This is a genomic window from Antarcticibacterium arcticum, assembly GCF_007993795.1.
Lineage (GTDB): Bacteria > Bacteroidota > Bacteroidia > Flavobacteriales > Flavobacteriaceae > Gillisia > Gillisia arctica.
In genome coordinates this window covers 1,377,649-1,395,704 of sequence record NZ_CP042476.1, presented here as the reverse complement: position 1 = coordinate 1,395,704, position 18,056 = coordinate 1,377,649, and the positions used below count along the sequence as shown (strand labels likewise).

At 40.8% G+C, this 18,056-nt stretch carries 15 protein-coding genes; 9 read left to right on the top strand and 6 right to left on the bottom strand.

All coding sequences use genetic code 11. The annotated features are described in order from the left end of the window. Nucleotides 1–37: 37 nt before the first annotated feature. Complete coding sequence (locus FK178_RS06225; RefSeq protein WP_262711711.1) at nt 38–1,162, bottom strand: GAF domain-containing sensor histidine kinase; 1,125 nt, start codon at nt 1,160–1,162, stop codon at nt 38–40. 229 nt (nt 1,163–1,391) lie between these two features. Next, nucleotides 1,392–2,567, bottom strand: coding sequence for a PQQ-dependent sugar dehydrogenase (locus FK178_RS06220; protein ID WP_146832267.1), 1,176 nt, complete (start codon nt 2,565–2,567; stop codon nt 1,392–1,394). Nucleotides 2,568–2,865: 298 nt separating this feature from the next. Between FK178_RS06220 and serA the strand changes: the two genes are divergently transcribed. Next, on the top strand, nt 2,866–4,758 hold the full coding sequence (gene serA, locus FK178_RS06215) for a phosphoglycerate dehydrogenase (RefSeq protein WP_146832263.1): 1,893 nt from the start codon (nt 2,866–2,868) through the stop codon (nt 4,756–4,758). A gap of 79 nt (nt 4,759–4,837) precedes the next feature. Here the strand turns inward: serA and FK178_RS06210 are convergent, their stop codons facing one another. The 4 genes from FK178_RS06210 to FK178_RS06195 all read right to left on the bottom strand — a co-directional run bounded on the left by FK178_RS06210 (nt 4,838) and on the right by FK178_RS06195 (nt 10,553). Then, nucleotides 4,838–5,434, bottom strand: a complete 597-nt coding sequence (locus FK178_RS06210; RefSeq protein ID WP_146832261.1) for a hypothetical protein — start codon at nt 5,432–5,434, stop codon at nt 4,838–4,840. A 271-nt stretch (nt 5,435–5,705) separates the two neighbouring features. Further along, nucleotides 5,706–8,732 carry an AAA family ATPase gene (locus FK178_RS06205; RefSeq protein ID WP_146832258.1) on the bottom strand — a complete coding sequence of 1,009 codons (3,027 nt, stop codon included), beginning with the start codon at nt 8,730–8,732 and terminating at the stop codon, nt 5,706–5,708. Next, complete coding sequence (locus FK178_RS06200; RefSeq protein WP_146832255.1) at nt 8,729–9,955, bottom strand: exonuclease SbcCD subunit D C-terminal domain-containing protein; 1,227 nt, start codon at nt 9,953–9,955, stop codon at nt 8,729–8,731. The genes FK178_RS06205 and FK178_RS06200 overlap by 4 nt, the downstream gene beginning before the upstream one ends. 109 nt (nt 9,956–10,064) lie before the next feature. Further along, nucleotides 10,065–10,553, bottom strand: coding sequence for an SHOCT domain-containing protein (locus FK178_RS06195; protein WP_146832252.1), 489 nt, complete (start codon nt 10,551–10,553; stop codon nt 10,065–10,067). A 198-nt stretch (nt 10,554–10,751) separates the two neighbouring features. Between FK178_RS06195 and trhA the strand changes: the two genes are divergently transcribed. From trhA to accC, 8 genes are all read left to right on the top strand, one after another. Beyond that, nucleotides 10,752–11,411, top strand: a complete 660-nt coding sequence (gene trhA, locus FK178_RS06190) for a PAQR family membrane homeostasis protein TrhA (protein WP_146832249.1) — start codon at nt 10,752–10,754, stop codon at nt 11,409–11,411. 68 nt (nt 11,412–11,479) lie between these two features. Next, a complete protein-coding gene (locus FK178_RS06185) occupies nt 11,480–12,112 on the top strand; it encodes a Crp/Fnr family transcriptional regulator (RefSeq protein ID WP_146832246.1) in 633 nt (210 codons plus the stop codon). A 33-nt stretch (nt 12,113–12,145) separates the two neighbouring features. Beyond that, the gene (locus FK178_RS06180) at nt 12,146–12,946 is read left to right on the top strand and encodes a sulfite exporter TauE/SafE family protein (protein ID WP_146832243.1); all 801 of its coding nucleotides are present in this window, start codon (nt 12,146–12,148) and stop codon (nt 12,944–12,946) included. Nucleotides 12,947–12,959: 13 nt separating this feature from the next. Beyond that, nucleotides 12,960–13,412 (top strand): methyltransferase family protein, encoded by a 453-nt coding sequence (locus tag FK178_RS06175; RefSeq protein ID WP_146832240.1) that lies wholly within the window; start codon nt 12,960–12,962, stop codon nt 13,410–13,412. Nucleotides 13,413–13,667: 255 nt separating this feature from the next. Beyond that, on the top strand, nt 13,668–14,549 hold the full coding sequence (locus FK178_RS06170) for a sterol desaturase family protein (protein WP_146832237.1): 882 nt from the start codon (nt 13,668–13,670) through the stop codon (nt 14,547–14,549). A 29-nt stretch (nt 14,550–14,578) separates the two neighbouring features. After that, nucleotides 14,579–15,916, top strand: a complete 1,338-nt coding sequence (locus tag FK178_RS06165) for an MBL fold metallo-hydrolase (RefSeq protein WP_146832234.1) — start codon at nt 14,579–14,581, stop codon at nt 15,914–15,916. A gap of 151 nt (nt 15,917–16,067) precedes the next feature. Continuing rightward, nucleotides 16,068–16,553: an acetyl-CoA carboxylase biotin carboxyl carrier protein subunit gene (locus tag FK178_RS06160; protein WP_146832231.1), complete on the top strand. Its 486-nt coding sequence runs from the start codon at nt 16,068–16,070 to the stop codon at nt 16,551–16,553. Between the two features lie 60 nt (nt 16,554–16,613). After that, the gene (gene accC / locus FK178_RS06155) at nt 16,614–18,053 is read left to right on the top strand and encodes an acetyl-CoA carboxylase biotin carboxylase subunit (RefSeq protein WP_146832228.1); all 1,440 of its coding nucleotides are present in this window, start codon (nt 16,614–16,616) and stop codon (nt 18,051–18,053) included. Nucleotides 18,054–18,056: the final 3 nt, after the last annotated feature.

Sequence of the window (18,056 nt, the reverse complement as noted above, 5' to 3'; positions counted from 1 at the left end):
TGTACCCAAATGTATAAGACTAATTAGTCCTTATTTTTCAGCTTTGGAGTATGGGCATAGAAAAAGTAAAACTGGTACCTTCTTCAGTAGAATGTACACTTAGTTTTCCACCATGCGCTTTAGCGATCTCAGAGGATATAAAAAGTCCAAGCCCAAGGCCCTGTTTTCCATTCCCCGGTCCCTTACGGTAAAAGGGTTTGAACAATTGTTCCATTTCAGATTCCGGGATTTTTTTACCTCCGTTTATTACAGATAGTTTGAACTCATCATTTAAAGTGGTGGCAGTAACTTTTATACTCCTGGAATGATCTCCATGGATAACGGCATTTCCCAATAGATTGGATAATAACTGGCCAATTCTGTTGGCATCTGAAGAAAATTCTTTGTTTAACTGAAAGTCATGTTCAATATTTTGATCGGGAGACATGGTTTCAATTTCAGCAATAATTTGATCAAGAATGTCCTCCAGATCATGGAGGTTGGATTTTTTATTAATCAGGATCCCTTCCCCAAATTGCCCCCGTGCGAAATCCAGAATATTTCCTATTAAATCTTCCATGCGGAAAGTGGTAGATTTAATCATAGCAGCCTGGCGTTTTACAAGGTCTTCCTTGGCAAACTTAAGGAGGATATCTGAGCTCATTCTTATGGTTGCAAGAGGATTGCGAAGGTCATGGCCTAAAATGGCTATGAATTGTTCCCTTAATACAGAATTTTTTCTTTCATCTTCCAGGTTAATGTTTGCTGTCTTTATCTTTTCTATTGTATGCAAATGGAAGGAGATAAGGTCTGCAAAAAGCCGGAACATCCCCATTACCTCGTCAGATTTTACAACGGCCGGCTTTTTATCTATAGCGCACAGGGTGCCAAAGAAACTGCCATCCTGCTTGTAAATAGGCACTGATACATAACTTTCAAAACCATACATCTTCGGGGTGGGATGGCAGGAATAATGCTCGTCCAGTTGTACGTTGTCTATAAATACAGGCTCATCATACCTGCGAACCTCATCACATATCGTAGTTTCAACCTTTAGTTCATCTCCCGGTTTTAAACCAAAAGCGATTTCATCTCTTGTGGTACAGGTAACCCATTTGTCTTCTGTTACACGGGCAATCGCTGCAAAGCCCATTCCTGTGGTTTTGCAAATTACATCCAGCAGCTGTGGTACTATTGGAATTCGATTAATGGCCTCAACATCCTGAGCCAGATCCCTTACATTGGTAAATTTAGTATCGATAATAATTTTTTAAGATGAATTTTCAAAAATACATTTTTTATTTTTTCTATTGCGGTGTGGGGAGAAAGTGCCGGGTAATTTAATTTTTAATGGCATTAATAATGGGTTAATTTTTAATTCAAGGGACCTTCTCACCAGGGGAGTGGAATAATTACTCCATCTTTTGGAGTTTAAGCAGCATTCCATTTTTTGCATCTGTAATTACATAAACCGCACCATCTGGTCCCTGGGCTATATCCCTTATTCGTGCCGCAAGGGGAACCCGTTCAGTTTCTGTTGCTTTATCGTCTTGTATGCTCACTATTACTATACCGCTACTGGTGAGTCCTCCAATAATCGCATGGTCTTTCCATTCCGGAAACATATTTCCATCATAGAATATCATCCCCGAGGGCGAAATAGTGGGAGTCCAAACAATAACAGCATCTTCCAGGTCAGGCCGGGTATCTGGGTTGGGAATGTTGCTGCCGTCATAATTTCGCCCCCAACTTACGAGTGGCCAACCGTAATTTTTACCTACCTGGGGCTGGTTTAATTCGTCACCTCCCATTGGACCCATTTCGGCTACCCAAAGTTTGCCGGTTTTAGGATCTATAGCGGCACTTTCAATATTCCTGTGGCCGTAACTCCAAATCTCATCAAGGGCATTAGGATCACCAACAAAAGGATTATCTGTGGGGACGCTCCCATCTTTATTAATTCTTACAATAGTGCCCATATGATTGGAATTATCCTGGGCGGGGTCAAATTTAAATCTATCTGCAAGGGTGAAAAGGATCTGTCCTTCAGGGGTAAAAATAATCCGGTTCCCGAAATGTTTATCTTCTTTGATCCCGGGTTCCATCCTGAAAATTACTTCAAAGTTATTGAGGCGGTCATTTCGAAAGGTTCCCCTCCCAAGGGCAGTAGTAGAGGTGCTGTCTTGGCCGGCTTCAGCATAGCTGAGGTAAATATAATGGTTATTGGAAAAATCCGGGTCCAGCGCGATATCCATCAAGCCTCCCTGGCCTTTGGCAAATACTTCAGGAGATCCCTCAAGGGGTTTAGAAATTTTATTCATAGTATCTATGATCTTTAAAGCCCCGCTTCGTTCTGTAACCATTACCCTGTTATCTGGCAGAAATGCAAGCGCCCAGGGATGATCAAGGCCCTCAGCCAGTTTAACCACCTTTATAGCTCCCTGTTCTCTTTCGATCGTGGGTTTTTGTGCAAATGTGTGCACTCCCTGAATTAAAAAAACAATTAATAAAAAACAGGTGCATTGAATATGAATGAAATTTCCACGTTGTTGTTCTCCAATAAATCCCGGAATTCTGGCTGGTTTCATAGTATTATAAAAATGGTTAATAGCCTAATTTACAAAGCCTTCAAAGTTTATACAACAATTTTATAAACACTTAACAATCGTTTCAGGGCAAAAAAGCCAGGGAAATATTTCCGGATGTTTATTCAATTATCCATCCTTTTTTATACTCAAAAGGACAAAATGATAACATTTTTCCCAATAAATACGAGGAATCATAACAGGGGGAACTGTCATTAATTTCCCGCACATTTATAAGGTCTAAACAGTATATTCTTATCAAAAATCCTAAATTTGAAATTTACCATATCAAACGTATCACATGAAAAGTAAACGCAGTTACGTAATAGATTTTGACAGTACCTTCACGCAGGTGGAAGCCTTGGAAGTGCTGGGAGAAATTTCCCTTGCCGGGGAGCATGACCGCCCTGATAAGCTGGCCCAACTTGAGGAGCTTACCAATCAAGGCATGGAGGGTAGTTTATCTTTCAGGGAATCCCTTACCCGGCGGTTGGAATTGTTAAATGCAGAAGAAAAGCATTTGCCCCAACTGGTAGCTGTATTAAAGAAAAAAATATCTACCTCATTTGTAAGAAATGAAGACTTTTTCAGGGAAAACAGGGAGGACATTTATATAATTTCCAATGGTTTCAAGGAATTTATCATCCCCATAGTAAAAGAACTTGGTATCAAGGAAGAAAATGTTTTTGCCAACACCTTTGAATTTGATGAGAAAGGGAAGATCACGGGCTTTGATAAGGACAACGTCCTTTCTTTTAACGGGGGTAAGGTCGCCACCTTAAAAACCCTCGATCTACAGGGCGATGTTTATATGATAGGAGACGGTTATACAGATTATGAGGTGAAAGCGGCAGGCCTTGCCAATAAATTTTATGCATTTACTGAAAATATTGAACGGGACAGTATTCTTGAAAAAGCCGATCATATTACCCCCAGCATGGATGAATTTTTATACTTATTTAAAATGAACAAAGCTATTTCTTATCCTAAAAACAGGATCAAAGTTTTATTGTTGGAAAATGTACATCCCGCAGCTATTGGCCTTATGAAGGAGGAAGGCTATAATGTTGTAACACATTCCGGGGCCATGGATGAAGAAGAACTGGCAGAAAAGATCAAAGATGTTTCTGTTTTGGGTATCCGTTCCAAAACCCAGCTCACTAAAAAAGTGTTGGAAAATGCTCCAAGGCTTATAGCTGTAGGGGCTTTTTGTATTGGCACCAACCAAATTGATCTTGAGACCTGTCTTGAAAAAGGAATAGCGGTATTTAATGCACCTTACAGCAACACCCGCTCTGTAGTAGAACTGGCAATTGGAGAGATCATCCTGTTATCAAGGAATTTGCCCGATAAAATTTCCAGGATGCACCAGGGGGAGTGGGATAAATCTGCCAGCAACAGCAGGGAGATACGAGGTAAAAAAATAGGAATAGTTGGGTATGGCAATATTGGGTCACAACTCTCTGTAGTCGCCGAGGCAATAGGTTTTGATGTATATTATTATGATATGGTTGAAAAACTTGCGCTTGGAAATGCCACAAAATGCAATAGCTTGAATGAATTACTACAAAAGGTAGATATTGTTTCCCTGCACGTAGATGGCCGCAAAGAAAATCACCACCTTATTGGGCCAAAAGAATTTGATTTAATGAAGGATGGTGTAATCTTTCTTAATCTTAGCAGGGGCCACGTGGTAGATATAAATGCGCTGGTACAACATATTTCCTCCGGAAAAGTTACCGGAGCAGGTATTGATGTTTTTCCTGAAGAACCCAAGACAAATACTGAATCTTTTGAATCACCCCTTCGCAATTTGCCCAATGTGATCCTTACTCCCCACATTGGAGGAAGCACAGAAGAGGCCCAGGCCAACATTGGGAATTTCGTGCCCGGCAAGATCATGGAATATATAAACACGGGTAGTACTACCAACAGCGTAAATTTCCCAAATCTGCAATTGCCATCCCTTGAAAATGCCCACAGGCTTATTCATATCCACGAAAATAAACCCGGTATAATTGCGCGAATCAATAATATTTTTGCTCATCACGACATCAACATTGTGGGGCAGTATCTAAAAACCAATGAAACAATAGGTTATGTGATCACAGATATTGATAAGGAATATGAGCCAGATGTGATTAAGGAGTTGAAAGAAATTGAACACACCATAAGGTTTCGGGTCCTGTACTAGGAAATAACCATCAACATATATCAAAAAAACCGGCCGGAAAATTATTTTTCCGGCCGGCCTGTATATAACATATTGTATTTTAATTGCTCACGGGCGAAATCATAATGTGGGCCCGGTGTGTTCCGGGATCCATAAGCCAGGGCATTCCGGGGACTTCAGGTTTGTCCGGTAAACCGGTAGATTCAGTAGTGGCATAGGGGATGTAGATCACATACCTGAATTTCCCATCCTTCAGCTCCCCGGTAGTTTTATTGTAATTTTCATCATTTCCGGTAAAAATATAGGTCATACTTGGAGCATCCGGCATTTTAAGTGTACCGGCTTCAACCTCCTGCTGCCGTGTGGCCCGCTTATCCATTTCAGACTTTCCTTCTAACGAAAGCTCCCTTCCTCTTGACATAAAAGGTTCCAGTTTGTTATTATAACAGGAAACAGCAATACCTTTTTTGGCGGGATCATCAGCCAGGCAAATCATATAGTTATTGCCTTCCCGTAATACGACCATTTTTCCGCTTTTGTCATAACCATACACCTTTGCTCCGCTTCTAAGTTCTTCCGGAGCTGCTAACACGGCAGTTTTTATCTGGATGTCCGGAGACAGGATCTCCGCTTTCATATCCTGCGACTGGCCCGAAAATGAAAGAACGAACAGGCCAAAAATTAAATAGTATTTCATGATCTTACTTTTGGTTAGAGTTTAAATAAGGTTGGATCATAAATATACTGAAAATTGCTGTAATTAAGTATTTTTGAACCCCGAATGCCAAACTCCAAACTCCAAACTCCAACCTCCAACCTCCAAACTCCAAATTTCAAACTCCAAACGTCAAAACCCAAATTCCAAGTTTCAAACTCCAAACTCCAAATTCATAGCTTCAAACTACAAACCCCAAACCCCAAACCACAAACTCTTAACTCCTAACTCCTAACTTTCCTCTTCAACCCGCCTAAGCGGTAATCTCCAAAGTACTGTAGCCCTGCCCGTGACGCTTTAACTGTATTTGGGTAGCAATCCTTTCTTTTAAAGAATCTACGTGGCTTATAATTCCAATGGTCTTGGAGGATTCTGCCTGCAACTTCTCAAGGGTATCCAGGGTTTGATCCAAGGTTTCAGGATCCAGAGTCCCAAATCCCTCATCTATAAACAGGCTGTTAATTTCTACATTGCGCGAGGCGAGGTCAGAAAGGGCGAGGGCCATGGAAAGGCTTAATATAAATGTCTCACCGCCAGAAAGCGTTTTTACAGAGCGTCGCTGGCCACCCATATGCTCATCTATTGCCACCAGGCCGTCATCTTCATTAGGAGCAGACTTGTCTATGGTATACCGGTCACTTAAGTCTTTGAGCCGCGAATTGGCCAGAACCAACAATTGACTTAAAGTAAGATCCTGGGCAAAGTCATTGAATTTTTTTCCTGTGGCATCTCCTATTAATTCGTTAAGCATTTTCCACCGCTTGTTTTCCTTTTCCTTATCTTTTATTTCCTCCTGGATTTGTTGCAATCTTTTCTGGTCTTCTTTATAATTCTTTAATGCCCTTCGCAATTCTTCGCATTCATCCTGCACCATTTTTAATTGCTGTTTCTTTTCAAAATGAAGGTTTGAAAGCACCTCTGCCGAATGTTCCACATCATCCTTCTTATATTTTTCTACCTGAGAATTAAGTAAGGTTAAGGAATTTAGGTTTTTTTCTATCTCTTTTTCCAGTTTAGCGCGGGAAGCGTGCAACTTGTAATATTCATTGTCCGGGAGTAGCGCTTCGCCGGCCTCAGGAATGCTGCTGAAACCCTTCTCTGTGATCAGGTTTTTAAGATTTGCTTCCTGGAGAGTAAGTTTCTCCCGGCTTTGAACTACTTTATTTGAAAGCTCCTTTAATTGCCCTGCCATTGCTTTCTCTGCCTCTCTTAATGTGGTCCATTTCCTGTGAAACCCTCTTGTCTCGCTGTGAATATCCTTCCCCTTATAAACTTCTTCGAGATTGGCCCTTAATTCCCGGCCCTGAGCACTTATTTTTAAGAGTTCATTAAGTACAGGAAGTGCTGTTTCCACACATTCCATCCTTTTATTGACCTTTTCATATTCCTCAAGCTGGTCTATTTGATTCTGGGATTGATCGCAAAGTTCTTTCCAATTTGCCCGTTCTTCAAATCCCAGGTCCTGGTACTTCTCCCTGAATTCGGCTGAATGATCTTTAATTTCATTTTCCAGGGCTTCCTTTTGAGCAATAATTTCCTTCAGGTTCTTTTGATGGTGATTTAAGGTTGTAGAATTGCTGTTAAATCGCTGCCTCCAGGTGGAAAGTTCATTTTCTGTAAGCTGTAGTTTTTTGGAAAGGTCATCATCCTGGGTTGGAAAATCTTCAGCATAAGGGTGGTGCAGGGCACCGCAAAGGGGACAAGGTTTCCCATCTTCAAGTTGGGTGCGGTGTTCTTCCAGGCTCGCCTGTAACTCCCTGTTTCTTTGTTCCAGCCTTATATTTTTTAGTTTTTCCTCGTAGATCTTTACGTTATCCTCGCTATGCCTAATTTCTGCAGGAAGCTCCTTTATTGCCGTTTGCAATGAGGCTTCATCCTTTTGTAATCTACGCAGGTCATTATTTATTCTTTCCAAATTATCTGAAAGTTTCCAGGCATCCCGGGCTTCTACCAGATATCTTTTTAACCGGAATTTTTCCCCTTCAATATTTTCCAGATCTAGGCCCGTAAGGTTTGCCTGTAAGGTGTTTAATTTCTGCGATGCGCTGGTTTTTAAAATTTCCAGCTGCCGCGCCGTAGCCACGGGGTCCTTTTCATTTAAGGGGCAGTTTAAATCCCGGGTTTCTAATTTATAGGTGTTTTTTAAAGTTTCATATTCAACAAGCTTGTCGTCAACCTTTTTCTGCAGGCCATTCACTTTGGCCGAAAAATTTTCAAGTTCCGTTTCTATGGTTTCCTGTGTCACCAGCATTCTGGTAAAGCCACTTATTTCACTAAGACATTCCTTTAATCTTGCCGCATTTTCCCTTACCTGCTCGTTTTTAACATCAATATCCTTGTCCATATCTGCACAGGAAAGGCTAAGGCGTTTCCAGTCCCTTAATTCCTCTGCCACGTCCCGTACTTTTTCGTGTTGTTCCAGAACCGGCCCATATCCTGCCAAAAATTCCTTAAGGTCCACCTCTGCTGATTCCCTCTCGGCAGCGATCCGGTCAATTTCCTTTAATTGCTGTTCCAGGGTTTTTTTAAGTTCCAGGTTTTTATTTAATGAAAGGATCTCTTTTTCCAGAGGTTCGCAGGTTTTTTCTTTTTCTGAAAGCAAGTTGGTGATATCCAGCAGTTGGGTTTCCTCCAATAGCCCTTGTTTTATTAAGGCAATAGCATCCTGCTGTTTTTGTATTTCCAGGTTTACGTCCTGAAATTTTTCCCGGGCAAGCTTTCCCAATTGTCTATAGATCCCTGTACCTGTGATCTTCTCCAGCAATTCACCGCGCTCATCTTTTTTTGCCTTGAGGAACTGTGAGAATTCCCCTTGTGCCAAAAGCACAGATTTTATGAATTGGTTATAATTAAGGCCAATTAACTGCTCATTCTTCCCGGGAACATCAGATTTTTTAAGGGGTAATAATTCTCCCGTGGGTTTTCTCGAGATCTGCATTTCATAATCTCTGAGACTACCGGTTCTCGCGGTAGAGATGTTCCATTCGGAAGTATAAATTCCGCTTTTGCACTCGTAGGTTACCCGGGCAAATGCTTCCTGCTGGTTCCTGGTGAGGATGGCTCCTTTTTCGATAATATCTTTTTTACTGATCTTTCCCAAACGGGGCACATGGTTAAATAGCGCAAGGGAGATCACATCCAGGATCGTACTTTTGCCGCTGCCCGTTGGGCCGGTAATGGCAAAAAGGGAGCTCGTGTTAAAAGGGGGAATGGTAAAATCGATGGAATGGGTGTCCTTCAGAGAGTTAATATTCCTAAATTCAATTTTTAAGATCTTCATAAGCTTTCCTCATTTTCATTGTACTGCACCTGTTCCAGGAGTTCATTAAAAGCGCCAATAAGTTCTGTATACGTGTCCTTATCATAATCCTGTTTTTTGATCAATTCCAAAAAAACCTCTGCTGGAGAAAGATCTTCAAGCTTTACGGTATTTTGGTAAAGCTCTGAAGCCCCCTGCAGTTTATGAACAAAATTGGTGCGGTGTTTTACTATTTCAAATCCCGGCGTATTGAAACCAGATACCAGTTCATCAAATCTAAAGATCTTATCTGCATCATACTTATCTTCTTCCAAAATTACCTCCAGCAGGGAATCCAGTGCCCCGTGCTTCTCAAGTCCACTTAATTTTAGCTGAAGCTCCTCAAGGTTGCCCGAAAGTTTTAACAACCGGCGGGAGGAGGGTATAGGGATACTTTCTGGAATAAATCCTGCTTCAGTGTTTATTAATAATACCCGTTTTTCATCCTTTCTTTCACTAAAGGATAAAGGGATTGGGGAGCCGCTGTAAAATGCCGGCACCGGGGCATTCACCCGCTGGGGTTTATGGATATGTCCCAGGGCTATATAATTAAAATAATCTCCAAATTGGAGAGCATTGAAAGCCGCCTGATTTCCAATTTGAATATCACGTTCGCTCTCTGAAGTTTCGGCTCCCGCGGCGAAAAGATGTCCCAGGGCAATTGCGGGAATTCCGGGGTATTTTTCTTTACAAAGGTGTGCAGTCTTGGCAAAGGTGTTTTGAATTCCCTTCCTTATCGCCTCCAGCCGGTCTTCATAAGTAATGGCATCGCCTGCTGTCCTTAGGTCTGCATCCCGCAGGAAAGGCAAGGCTGCTATTACTATTTCAATTTCCCCGTTTTTTCCTTTTAAAGGTATTATCACTTCTTCAAGTTCCTGTGGCAGCCCGCCAATTACGTGCATTTCCAGTTCCCTTAATATTTCTTTTGGGGCATCCAGCATAGCGGGCGAATCATGATTACCACCGGTAAGAATAAGTTTGCAATTGAGCTTTTTAAGCTGCATTAAGGTACGGTAGTATTGCTTTCTGGCTTCTGAGGAAGGATTAGCAAGATCAAAAATATCACCGGAGACCAAAAGTACCTCCACTCCATGCTTTTCAATTGTGATACAAAGCCAGTTTATAAACAAATCAAAATCTGGCGACAGATCATGTTTATGCAGTTTTTTACCTATGTGCCAGTCGGCAGTATGAAGGATCTTCATTTAGAATGGTGGTATTTCAAGGTTGGGACAAAAATAAATTCTGGAGAAGACAAAGCCTGTCGTTTTGAGAAATGAAAATTTTGAAAAATTTGCAAAAAAAAGCAACGTTTTAATCCTGCAGTAACTTTCTTTTTTGCTCCTCAAATTCTTCCCGTGTAAGCACGCCCTGATCCATAAGGGTTCGTAGTTTAGATAACTCATCGGCCACACTTAGATTTCTGGTGCTCCCACGCATCGCATGGGCCAAAGAATTTGCCACGGCCTCCCCGCTGTTCTTTTGATTTTGGAGGGCGATGTATTTAGCGCAAAGTTCCTTTATTTCTTTAGCTTCTTTTTTCCAGAATCCGCGTACTAATATAGGGTCTGTACCCGTACTTTTAATAGTAATGGTGGTGCCCAACATGTGACTGTCTACGGTTACGCCGGTAATATTTTTAAAATGCAGGGTTTCTGTATCTTCTGAGATCAGGTGCCAGTTTCTCCTTTTGAACTCAATATGTTCCTCATCTATCACCAGTACATTTGGGGTGAAGGGGTTAAGATCTTTGTTGAGGGTCCTTAAGAAATAACTGGATTTGAATATTACGGGTTCGGACATTTTTCTTCGGTTTTAAATAGAACCTACAAGGTAAAATATAAAATTCATACCGCAAATCCCGGCCGGTAATTAAGCGGAATAAAGCGGTATTATTTCATATAATTTTCTCCCTTCAAATTTCTGAATTTTTTTAAAAAGTAGTAACTTGTTAAGACGCAGATTAGAATAATTTACCATCCCAAATTAATAAGCTTATAAATGGATAATGAATTACGAGCCGGATATTACCCGCCCCTTGAGGAGAAATTAAATGTAATTTCCCACGGCTTTGGTTTTGCCTTAAGTATCCTGGGATTACTATTGCTGGTTTTTAAAGCAAATGAATATGGAGAACTAAAACATTTGGTGAGTTTCAGTATTTTCGGGGCCAGCCTTATTCTTTTGTATGCGGCTTCAACTTTTTATCACAGTGCAAAATCTCCAAGGCTAAGGTACAGGTTGAACATCCTGGATCACGCATCCATTTACGTTCTTATAGCCGGTACCTATACACCCTACGCCCTGGTTACATTACACGGGGTAGTGGGTTGGAGCATATTTGGTGTGGTGTGGACCCTGGCTGTGATTGGGGTAATCCTTAAATTATTTTACACCGGTCGTTACAATTTATTTTCCACGGCGATGTATGTTCTTATGGGGTGGATCATTGTTTTTGCTATTAAACCCCTGTATGACAGTCTTGACCCAATGGGGTTAACCTGGCTGTTTATTGGCGGAATTTCCTATACCCTTGGAGCTGTATTTTTCATTCTTGATAAAATTAAATACAACCACGCAATCTTTCATCTCTTTGTTTTAATGGGAAGCTTCTCTCATTTCATATCCATTTATTATTATGTGCTCCCGGGAACTTTATAACCCCCTAAGAAAGCCCATTCTCAGAATTAAATTAAAATGCTAATTTTACCTGTACAAATATGAATATAATGGTAAAAGACCTCGAAGAAGCCTATCATCTTACCTTTGAAAAGGAACTCCTCCGTGAAATCGCAGAAACAGGAAAATTAAAAACCTATAAGGAAGGGGAGAAGATCATTGAAATAGGGGATTATGTAACGGCAATGCCATTGCTTTTAAACGGGGCAATCAAAATTCTTAGGGAAGACAAGGAAGGAGATGAATTGTTGTTATATTTTTTGGAGAGCGGGGATACCTGTGCCATGACACTTTCCTGTTGTCTTGGCCAAACCAAAAGTGAAATAAGGGCGGTAGCAGAAACTGATACTACCCTCATAATGGTTCCCATTGCAAAAATGGAAGAATGGACCTCTAAATATAAATCCTGGCGCAATTTTGTGTTTGAGAGTTACCACACCCGCCTTACCGAAATGCTGGATACCATAGATACCATCGCCTTTTTAAATATGGATCAACGCCTTATGCGTTATTTGAGGGACAAAGCAAAGATCAATCAAAATGAGGAAGTACAGGTGACCCACCAGGAAATTGCTTATGACCTTCATACCTCCAGGGTGGTGATTTCAAGGCTGTTGAAAAAACTAGAGTTAGATGGTAGTATAGAACTGCGGCGTAATAATATTAAAATAAATGACCTTTAATACTCCCCGCATACCCAAACCCGGACAGAAAGTATGGAAATAGCAGAGATCGCGGGTTATTTTGGTGCTTTACTTATGGGAGTAGTGCTGGGGCTTATTGGTAGCGGCGGTTCCATTTTAACGGTTCCCATCCTCGTTTATTTATTTGCTGTAAACCCCATTACCGCAACGGCTTATTCTTTATTTGCCGTAGGGACTACTTCCCTGGTTGGAGCCATCAAAAATATCAGGAAAAAGCTTGTTGATATTCGTACGGCGGTTGTCTTTTCAATCCCTGCTTTCATTGCCGTTTATATCACAAGAAAGTTCATAGTTCCCGCGCTTCCGGAACATTTATTTAATGTGGGAAATTTTGAAATTACCAGGGATATTGGGATCATGTTATTTTTTGCCGTGATCATGATTCTCGCATCTATTTCCATGATCATTGAAAAAAAGGAAAAGAACCTTCCTGAAACTGCTGTTATTTATAATTATCCCTTAATTATTATAGAAGGTGCTGTTGTAGGTGTACTAACCGGACTGGTTGGCGCGGGGGGTGGGTTTTTGATCATCCCGGCACTGGTACTTCTGGCAAAACTGCCTATGAAAAAAGCAGTGGCTACCTCCTTGCTCATAATAGCCGTAAAATCCCTTATTGGCTTTATCGGTGACATTGAGAACCTGGAAATAGACTGGGTCTTTCTTCTTATTTTTACAGGCATCTCTGTGGCCGGTATTTTTCTGGGAATTTATTTAAATCGCTTTATACCGGGAAAAAAACTTAAAAAGGCATTTGGTTGGTTTGTTTTGGCCATGGGCATCTATATAGTGTGGATGGAAGTGAAATCTTAGTTAACGGGAACCTATGAAAAATCCAGCGGCAGATTTTGTGTTTGTAGGCTTACAAATAGTATTGTTTGCGGCTTATATCCCCAATTTTACCCTGTTTGAACTTTCTGTTTCTGATGATGTCACAATTATAAATCTCATTCTTGCTCTTGGAGGGCTAATGATCATAATTATTTCCCTGCTGCAGTTAAACAAAAATCTTACAATTTTCCCTTCTCCCAAAAAGGAAGGGGAATTGGTCACTTCAGGATTGTTCAAATATATGAGGCATCCAATTTATTCCGGTATATTGATCGCCACCTTTTTTTTCGCCCTCTATTCTCAATCGGGTTACAGGCTTGTTATCTTTTTACTTCTGGCCATCCTGTTTTACTATAAGAGCCAATATGAAGAAAGGGCATTGATTAAGAAATTTCCACAATATGAAAGTTACAGGGCGGGAACGGGTAGGTTTTTTCCTAAGTTATAAATCGGGCTTATAGGCATATGCAAAAGGTTTTATCCCCACGTGTTAAAGGAAGTGCCTGTGAAAATCTGGATCATATAACCCCTTTTCGACCAGTTCAAAATTTTACTTTTTGTCGCTTTCAGAAAAAGGAATAAGGAAACAACTCAATGAGTTGTATTCATCTTAATATCATTCGGAGGTATGCCGGCATTGTAACCGTTGTTACAAAATGACCCCAATTTTTAATGTATTTTTGCAGCTCAAAATTCTGCAGGATTGAAATATATAAAGATCATAGAAGATTCCTTTTCAGGATACTTTAATTATCTGGTTCAGGAAATAACCAACCCTTCCTGGACTAATTATTTTTACTGGCTTATAGGCCTTTCCCTGCTGGTGTGGTTAATTGAAATAATTATACCCTGGCGAAAGGATCAAAAGATCTTCCGCAGGGATTTCTGGCTGGATTCCTTTTATATTATTTTCAATTTTTTCATTTTTTCACTCATAGGGTTCAATGCCCTTTCCAATGTAGGGGTAGAGCTTTTCAATGATTTCCTGGGATTATTCGGCATCACAAACCTTGTTGCCCTGGAAGTGCAGAATTTCCCAGTTTGGGCCCAGCTTTTAATTATGCTTGTAATTGCCGATTTCATACAGTGGAATATCCACCGGCAACTGCATAGGCGTGCCTGGTTATGGAAGTTTCATAAAGTACATCATAGCGTGAAAGAAATGGGTTTTGCCGCACAATTCCGGTTCCATTTTATGGAAACCATTATCTATAAAACAGTGCAATATATTCCTTTGGCAATGATAGGCTTCGGTATCCAGGAATTCTTTCTGGTGCATATGTTTGCAGTGTTCGTGGGCCATCTTAACCACGCGAATGTTGGCTGGAATTACGGAATTTTCGGCTACATTTTCAACAATCCCAAAATGCATATCTGGCATCATTCAAAAGCGCTGCCACCCCAACATCCTACCGGGATGAATTTTGGCCTTACCCTAAGTATCTGGGATTATCTTTTTGGTACCGCCTATGTGCCGGAGAATGGTAAGGACATAGAATTGGGGTTTGATGGAGATGAAGATTTTCCAAAAGATTTTAAGAACCAGATGTTAATTCCATTTAAAAAAGATGTGCGAAAGTCCTGAAAAAATTATTTTTAGGAAAATTTCACATTATGACAATCAAACAATTTAAGGATGAACCTTTATCTCATTATTCCTATGCGGTTGTAAGCGACGGAAAAATGGCGATCATTGATCCATCCAGAGATCCTTTGCCTTATTACAAATATGCTGAAGAACAAAATGCAGAGATCATTGCGGTTCTTGAAACCCATCCTCATGCAGATTTTGTAAGCGGCCACCTTCAAATCCATGAACAAACCGATGCCACCATTTATGTAAGCAAATTGGTAGATGCCAATTATCCTCATAAGAGTTTTGATGAGGGAAAAAGCATCAAAGTTGGAAAAACCACATTTAAAGCATTGCACACCCCCGGCCATTCCCCGGACAGTCTCACATTTGTTGCCACAGAAAATTCCAAAACCGCTTTATTTACAGGAGACACTTTATTTATTGGAGATGTTGGGCGCCCGGACCTGAGAGAAAAATCTGGGAAAACAAAATCAAAAAGAATTGAACTGGCAAAGGCCATGTACAAGACCATGCAAACAAAATTCAATGATCTTCCGGATCATGCTTTTGTATATCCTACCCATGGGGCGGGGTCTTTATGCGGAAAAAATATGAGCGATGCCGCTTCCAGTACCCTGGGTGAAGAAAGAAGGGATAACTGGGCTTTTAAGAAACAAACCGAAGAGGAATTTGTTGAAGAGATCCTTAAAGATCAACCTATGATCCCCGCTTATTTTGGCTTTAATGTTGACCTCAATAAGAAAGGTGCAGGAAATGTTCAAAAAATGAAGCACGCTGTAAGTTTAAAATTGAATGTTTCTAAAGTTGAGAAAGATATCACGGTGGTAGATACCCGTGATGAGGTAGATTATAAAAAAGGACATATTCCCGGCAGTATAAATATAATGGCACGGGGGGAAGCTGATAAGTTTGAAACCTGGCTGGGAGCCATTGTAAAACCCAAAGAATCTTTTTACCTGGTACTGGAGAGCGTGGATAAATTGGAAAATATCCTGGAACGCACCGCAAAAATTGGATATGAAAAACAGCTGAAAGCGTTGATTACTCTATCCGGTAAAGTAAAAGCAAAATCTGAAGATCTTGAACTCAGCGATTTTAAAGAAGATAAAAGCAAATTTACTATTGTAGATATACGGAATAAAAGTGAAGTTGAGGAGGGCAAGATATTTAAAGATGCCATCGCCGTACCCCTAAATGAATTGCGGGAAAGGGCAAATGAGATCCCGGGCGATAAACCAATAGTGGTGCATTGTGCCGGAGGATACCGGTCTGCCGCAGGAAGCAGCATCCTTGAAAATAAATTTAAAAAAGTAAAAGTGTTTGATCTTGGAGAAGATATCAAGCAATTCAATTAAATTTTTAAAAAGCTACCCAATTAAGCCTCAATGAAATATTTTCGGTGAGGCTTTTTTTTATTTTAATTGTTTGTTGAAGTCTCAGTTCAAGCGCAATGCTTTTTCTATATTTACAACACAACTTAAAGAAATCCCTTTCAAACCAATAATAATGGAAAAAAGATACAAGGTCAAGGTGAATGGATCTTTGGAATTTGAATTCACCCAAAAGCAAATTGATGCTTTGGACTCTAATGAAATTTCCCCTTCTCAATATCACATCTTAAACGGTCCCCGATCCTTTAAAGGGGAGATAGTACAATCCAATTTTTTAAAAAAGCAATACAGCGCCAGGATCAACAGCAATATTTACGAGGTAAAAATTTCCAATGATCTGGACCTTTTAATTGAAGAAATGGGATTATCGCTGGGTACCGCCGCCATTGTTAATGATATAAAAGCGCCTATGCCCGGGTTGATCCTGGATGTGAGCATAAAGCAGGGGGACGAAGTTAAAGAGGGCGATTATTTACTGGTGCTTGAAGCCATGAAAATGGAAAACACCCTTACGGCACCAAGAGACGGAGTTGTAAAATCTGTCACCGTGAAAAAAGGGGAAACAGTCGATAAGAACCAGTTGCTCATAGAGATGGAATAAGCCCCGGCTTCAAAGAATACACCCCAGATTAAATTTAAATGTTTGCAATTAAAATATAAAATGAAAAAAATACTAGTTGCCAACCGCGGGGAAATTGCCCTTCGGGTAATGAGAACAGCTCAAAGAATGGGAATTAAAACCGTTGCGGTTTTTTCTACTGCCGACCGGAATGCACCTCACGTAAAATTTGCCGATGAAGCGGTGTGTATTGGCCCTCCACCATCCAACGAATCCTATTTACTTGGCAAAAAGATCATAGAAGTGGCTAAGGATTTAAATGTTGATGGAATTCATCCCGGATACGGGTTTTTAAGCGAGAATGCCGATTTTGCCGAGGCGGTTGAAAAGAACGGGATCACCTGGATTGGCCCCGGCTCAAAAGCTATAAGGATAATGGGAAGCAAACTGGCGGCCAAAGATGCCGTTAAGGATTATGGGATCCCAATGGTGCCCGGAATAGATGAAGCGATTACCAATGTAGATAAGGCCCTGGAAATCGCAAAAGAGATTGGTTTTCCCATTTTGATAAAGGCTTCCGCCGGAGGGGGTGGTAAGGGAATGCGCATTGTAGAACAGGAAAAAGACCTGGAAAGCCAGATGAAAAGGGCTATAAGTGAGGCAGAATCTGCTTTTGGAGATGGGTCTGTATTTATAGAAAAATACGTTTCATCGCCGCGGCATATTGAGATCCAGGTGCTGGCAGATACTCATGGAAATACACTTCACCTTTTTGAAAGGGAATGTAGTATTCAACGCCGTCATCAAAAGGTGGTAGAGGAAGCTCCTTCCACGGTGCTCACCCCCGAAATAAGAAAAGCTATGGGAGAAGCAGCCGTAAAGGTTGCCGAAGCCTGTGATTATGTAGGAGCAGGAACAGTGGAATTCCTGCTGGATGAAAATAAAAATTTCTATTTCCTGGAGATGAATACCCGGCTGCAGGTGGAACATCCCGTAACCGAGCTTATAACCGGGATAGACCTTGTGGAACAACAAATAAAAGTGGCCCGGGGAGAAGCTTTACAGTTCTCTCAAAATGACCTGAAAATAAACGGCCACGCGGTAGAACTGCGTATTTATGCTGAAGACCCGCTTGATAACTTTATGCCAAGTGTGGGTACATTGGAGCGTTACAGGACTCCGCAGGGAGAGGGCATACGCCTGGACGATGGATTTGAAGAAGGAATGGAGGTTCCAATTTATTATGACCCTATGCTTGCCAAACTTATCACCTACGGAAAGAACAGGGAAGAAGCGATCCAATTAATGATTAAAGCCATAGCGGCTTATGAAGTTAAAGGAGTTATGACCACTCTTCCTTTCGGAAAATTTGTATTTGAACATGAAGCCTTCCGAAGTGGGAATTTTGATACACATTTTGTGAAGAATTATTATTCCGCAGAAAAACTCAAAAGCGAAATTGAAGAGGAAGCCAGACTGGCTGCCCTTCTTGCTTTGAAACAATATATTAAAGATCAACAATTGCTGAGATTACCCAACTAAGAT

Coding starts and splice junctions, on each gene's coding strand:
- serA (WP_146832263.1), top strand. CDS start 2,866: ATGAAAAGTAAACGCAGTTACGTAATAGATTTTGACAGTACCTTCACG.
- FK178_RS06185 (WP_146832246.1), top strand. CDS start 11,480: ATGGTAAAAGACCTCGAAGAAGCCTATCATCTTACCTTTGAAAAGGAA.
- FK178_RS06160 (WP_146832231.1), top strand. CDS start 16,068: ATGGAAAAAAGATACAAGGTCAAGGTGAATGGATCTTTGGAATTTGAA.
- accC (WP_146832228.1), top strand. CDS start 16,614: ATGAAAAAAATACTAGTTGCCAACCGCGGGGAAATTGCCCTTCGGGTA.
- FK178_RS06175 (WP_146832240.1), top strand. CDS start 12,960: ATGAAAAATCCAGCGGCAGATTTTGTGTTTGTAGGCTTACAAATAGTA.
- FK178_RS06180 (WP_146832243.1), top strand. CDS start 12,146: ATGGAAATAGCAGAGATCGCGGGTTATTTTGGTGCTTTACTTATGGGA.
- FK178_RS06195 (WP_146832252.1), bottom strand. CDS start 10,553: ATGTCCGAACCCGTAATATTCAAATCCAGTTATTTCTTAAGGACCCTC.
- FK178_RS06205 (WP_146832258.1), bottom strand. CDS start 8,732: ATGAAGATCTTAAAAATTGAATTTAGGAATATTAACTCTCTGAAGGAC.
- FK178_RS06210 (WP_146832261.1), bottom strand. CDS start 5,434: ATGAAATACTATTTAATTTTTGGCCTGTTCGTTCTTTCATTTTCGGGC.
- trhA (WP_146832249.1), top strand. CDS start 10,752: ATGGATAATGAATTACGAGCCGGATATTACCCGCCCCTTGAGGAGAAA.
- FK178_RS06200 (WP_146832255.1), bottom strand. CDS start 9,955: ATGAAGATCCTTCATACTGCCGACTGGCACATAGGTAAAAAACTGCAT.
- FK178_RS06165 (WP_146832234.1), top strand. CDS start 14,579: ATGACAATCAAACAATTTAAGGATGAACCTTTATCTCATTATTCCTAT.
- FK178_RS06220 (WP_146832267.1), bottom strand. CDS start 2,567: ATGAAACCAGCCAGAATTCCGGGATTTATTGGAGAACAACAACGTGGA.